Here is a 4887-nt window from a genome sequence, read left to right as displayed (position 1 = left end):
GTGCGGTGTAATAGTCGCATCTCGCTCCGCGCCCACTTATTACGTTATAAAAAACGGCGCGATGCCTACGGGAAGCGCGCCGTTTTTTTATGGGTTCGCCAATCGCCTGGGGTTCATTGGCGAGCGGAGAACCGAACCCTGTTTCGTCCAACCGCCACGCCTTGAACGAAACCGCCGCCTCACTTGCCGGACTGCCGCGCTGCGCGGCGGATCGCTGCACCATGAGGCAGATTGGACGATGCCGCTGCCGGCTGGTGAGCCGGACAGCGGCGACAACACCTGATGGGTGGGTGTTGAATTACTTCTTCCGTTGCGGCGGCAGATCGGTGCAGACGCCCTCATAGAGTTCTGCCGCCATGCCGATCGATTCGCCGAGCGTCGGGTGCGGGTGAATCGTGCGACCGATGTCGGTGGCGTCCGCGCCCATTTCGATGGCCAGGCACACTTCGCTGATGAGATCACCTGCGTTCAGGCCGACGATACCGCCGCCGATGACGCGATGCGTTTCTTCGTCGAAGATGAGCTTGGTGAAGCCCTCATCGCGCCCGTTGGCGATTGCGCGGCCGGACGCGGCCCACGGGAAGACAGCCTTGCCGTACTTGATGCCTTCGGCCTTGCATTGGTCTTCGGTCTTGCCGGCCCATGCCACTTCCGGGTCCGTGTAGGCGACCGAGGGGATCTGGATGGCATCGAAGTAGGCCTTCTCGCCGTGTGCGGCTTCGGCTGCGACGTGGCCCTCGTGCACGGCCTTGTGGGCGAGCATCGGTTGGCCGACGACGTCGCCGATCGCGAAGATGTGCGGCACATTGGTGCGCAGTTGCTTATCGACTTCGATGAAGCCGCGATCCGTCACGGCGACGCCGGCCTTATCGGCGCCGATCTTCTTGCCGTTGGGGCTGCGGCCTACTGCCACGAGCACGAGATCGTAGCGTTGGGGTTCGGCGGGTGCTTGCTCCCCTTCGAACTTCACGTAGATACCGTCCGACTTCGCTTCGGCGGCTGCCGTGCGGGTCTTGAGCATGACGTTGGCGAAGTGCTTGGCGCTGTATTTTTGCCAGACCTTCACGAGATCGCGGTCGGCGCCCATCATGAGGCCATCGAGCATTTCGACGACATCGATTTGGGCGCCGAGCGTGGCATACACCGTGGCCATTTCGAGACCGATAATGCCGCCACCGATGACGAGCATGCGCTGGGGCACTTGACGGAGTTCGAGCGCGCCGGTGGAATCGACGACGCGGGGATCATCGGGCATGAACGGCAGCTTCACGGCTTGGGAGCCGGCGGCGATGATGGCTTGTTTGAACTTGACGATCTTCTTGCCGCTTTCGCCTTGCACTTCCATGTGATGCGGATCGACGAACGAACCGACGCCGGTGACGACCTCGACCTTGCGAGCCTTGGCCATGCCGGCGAGGCCGGTGGTGAGCTTCTTGACGACACCGGATTTGAAGGCGCGCAGCTTATCGAGATCGATTTGAGGCTTACCGAACGAGATGCCGTGTTCGGCCAGCGCGGCGACTTCATCGGTGAGGAGCGCGGTGTGCAGCAGTGCTTTGGACGGAATGCAGCCGACGTTAAGGCAGACGCCGCCGAGCGTCGAATAGCGTTCGACGAGCACGGTTTTCATGCCGAGGTCGGCTGAACGGAACGCTGCGGAGTAACCGCCGGGGCCGGCGCCGAGCACGAGCATATCGCATTCGATGTCGGCGGAGCCGGCAAAGCTACCGGCCTGGGGTGCGGCGGCGGGTGCCGAGCTGGGTTGAGCGGAGGCGGCCGGCGCGGCAGCGGCTGGCTGCGGTGCCGGAGCGGCCTTGGCGGGTGCTTCGGCGTTTGCGGAGGCTTCGACCAGGGCGACGACGGTGCCTTGGGAGACCTTATCACCGGCTTTTATTTTGACTTCCTTGACGGTACCGGCGACATCGCTGGGTACTTCCATCGAAGCCTTATCGGATTCGAGGGTGAGTAGCGACTGTTCCTTCTCGATGACATCACCGGGTTTGATGTTGACTTCGATGACGTCGACGTCTTTGAAATCGCCGATATCGGGTACTTTAACTTCGATGAGACTCATGTACGTCCCCTTCTTGTTTAGCGGCTGGCAGAGGAATGAAAGTTCGCGCTGAACTCGAAAACTACGGCCTAGCTGTCACTACGGGCGCGTGGGTATGACAACCTTTGCTGTCCGCCCAAGGACGCGCCTTTCTTTTGGTTACTTTTCTTTGGAAGACAAAGAAAAGTGACCGCTGCCCCGCGGAGGGGCGACGCATGCAGACCGATATGAAAACAAGTTCAACGACAAGGCGTGGGCCACGACAAAAGAACCCACGCCCTGCGACGAGCCCTCTGCTATCAAAGAATCACACGCCGGAAATCGGCGAGCAACGCCCCAAGATACGCATTGAAGCGCGCAGCTTCGGCCCCATCGATCACGCGGTGATCGTAAGAGAGCGAGAGCGGCAGCGTGAGACGCGGAACAAACTGCTTCCCGTCCCACACGGGCTTCATCGCGCCGCGAGACAAACCAAGAATCGCGACCTCAGGTGCATTGATGATCGGCGTGAAGTTCGTCCCCCCGATCCCACCGAGAGAGGAAATCGAGAAGCACCCCCCTTGCATCTGATCGGGCTTGAGCTTGCCATCACGAGCGGCCTTGGACAGCTCGGCCATTTCTTTGGCGATTTCGATGAGCCCTTTCTTGTCCGCGTCGCGGATGACGGGAACGACGAGGCCGTTCGGCGTATCAGCCGCAAAACCCACGTGGTAGTACTGCTTGAACACGAGGTTATCGCCATCGAGGCTGGCATTGAACGTCGGGAATTTCTTCAAAGCGGAAACAACGGCCTTGATGACGAAGGCGAGCATCGTGACCTTGACGCCGGCCTTTTCGTTTTCCTTGTTGAGCTGAACGCGGAGGGCTTCGAGCTCGGTGATATCAGCCTCGTCATTGTTGGTGACGTGCGGAATCATGACCCAGTTGCGATGCAGGTTCGCGCCCGAGATCTTCTTGATGCGGGAAAGCGGCTTGGGATCGACGGGACCGAACTTGGTGAAATCGACCTTCGGCCAGGGCAGCAGATTGAGCTCGCCGCCGGTACCGGCCGCAGCGGCCGGCGCCGCGCCGGCAACCGCGCGTTGTCCCGTCATGACGCCCTTGACGAACGAGGTGACGTCTTCCTGGGTGATACGGCCCTTGGGCCCGGTGCCCTGCACCTGAGCGACATCCACCCCGAGTTCACGCGCGAACTTACGCACCGACGGGGAAGCATGGCTCGGCCGGCGGGCACCGCCTTCACCGGCGGGAATGACGGGCGCCTGCGCCAACGCGGACGGCTGCGCCGGCACGCTGTGCGGCTTGTCTTCGCGGGGCGAATCGGCGGGCGCCTGAACGCTCTTGGCCGGGGCGGCCGGGGCTGCGGCCGGAGCCGCCGCGCCTTGCGCTTCGACGAGAACGATCAGCGTGCCTTCCGACACCGAATCGCCCACCTTGACCTTCACTTCCTTGACGACGCCGGCCACGGGGCTCGGCACATCCATCGTCGCCTTGTCCGACTCGAGCGTGACGAGCGACTGCTCTTTCTCGATGCGATCGCCGGCCTTGACCGCCACTTCGATCACGGGCACATCTTTATAGTCGCCGATATCCGGCACCTTCACTTCCTGCACGCTGGCGGCCGCGGCGGGAGCGGCAGCCGGAGCCGGCGCGGCTTGAGCGGGCGCGCTGGCAGCGGCCGGCGCCGCTGCGCCATTCGCCTGCGCCGGTTTGGCCGCTTGCGCGGCACCGCCGCCGGCCGGCTCGAGCAGCACGATCAGCGTGCCTTCCGACACGGAATCGCCCTGCTTGATCTTCACTTCCTTGACCTTGCCCGCGTGCGGGCTCGGCACATCCATCGTCGCCTTGTCCGATTCGAGCGTGACGAGGGACTGTTCTTTTTCGACGGTGTCGCCGGCCTTCACGAGAATTTCGATGACGGGCACGTCTTTATAGTCGCCGATGTCCGGCACCTTGACTTCGATCGCTTCACTCATTGTTCGTGTCTCCAGGGCTTACACAGGCGCGCCCGCCGTGTTTCCAAACGGCGGGCGCGCATAGCCTCACGCGAAGGCGTTGCCTTAAACGGTCATCGGGTTGGGTTTGTTGGCGTCGAGGCTGTACTTCGCCAGCGCATCGGCCACCACCTTACGCTCGATCGTGCCCTCGTCGGCCAGCGCGTTCAGTGCCGCAACGGTGACCCAGTAACGATCGACTTCGAAGAAGTGACGCAGCTTCTCACGCGTATCCGAGCGGCCGAAGCCGTCGGTACCGAGCACGACGAAGCGGTTCGGTACGTAAGCGCGAATCTGATCGGCCAGCGCACGGACGTAGTCGGTCGACGCGATGACGGGACCCTTCGCATCCTTGAGCAGCGTCTCGACGTGGGTCAGCTTGCGCGGTTCCGTCGGATGCAGCAGGTTCCAGCGCGCGACGTCCTGACCTTCGCGAGCGAGCTGCGTGAAGCTCGGCACGCCCCAGATGTCGGCGTCGACGCCCCAGTCGTTCTTCAGCAGATCGGCGGCGGCGATCACTTCGTTCATGATCGTGCCCGCGCCCATCAGTTGCACGCGCGGCTGCTTCGAGGCGGCGTCCGTCTTCTTGAACGAGTACATCCCCTTGATGATGTCCTGCGCCACGTGCTCGCCCTGCGGCATCGCCGGGTGCTCGTAGTTCTCGTTCATCACGGTGATGTAATAGAAGACGTCTTCCTGGTTCTGCACCATGCGGCGCAGGCCGTCTTGCATGATGACGGCGAGCTCGTAGCCGAACGTCGGGTCGTAGCTCAGGCAGTTCGGCACCGATTGCGCCCACAGCAGCGAGTGGCCGTCTTCGTGCTGCAAGCCTTCGCCGTT

At 62.6% G+C, this 4887-nt stretch carries 3 protein-coding genes; all 3 read right to left on the bottom strand.

The annotated features are described in order from the left end of the window. Window positions 1-298: 298 nt before the first annotated feature. Complete coding sequence (gene lpdA, locus ACTHL0_RS09135) at window positions 299-2074, bottom strand: dihydrolipoyl dehydrogenase (protein ID WP_440566411.1); 1776 nt, start codon at window positions 2072-2074, stop codon at window positions 299-301. A 278-nt stretch (window positions 2075-2352) separates the two neighbouring features. Then, window positions 2353-4029, bottom strand: coding sequence for a dihydrolipoyllysine-residue acetyltransferase (gene aceF, locus ACTHL0_RS09130; protein WP_440566410.1), 1677 nt, complete (start codon window positions 4027-4029; stop codon window positions 2353-2355). Between the two features lie 84 nt (window positions 4030-4113). Further along, window positions 4114-4887, bottom strand: a 774-nt coding sequence (locus ACTHL0_RS09125) for a transketolase-like TK C-terminal-containing protein (protein ID WP_440566409.1), incomplete at its 5' end; no start/stop codon positions are given.

Source organism: Trinickia sp., from assembly GCF_051961175.1.
In the GTDB taxonomy this organism is placed as follows: Bacteria; Pseudomonadota; Gammaproteobacteria; order Burkholderiales; family Burkholderiaceae; genus Trinickia.
Note: the sequence above shows the minus strand (reverse complement) of the source record. Positions and strands in the feature narration are given on the sequence as shown.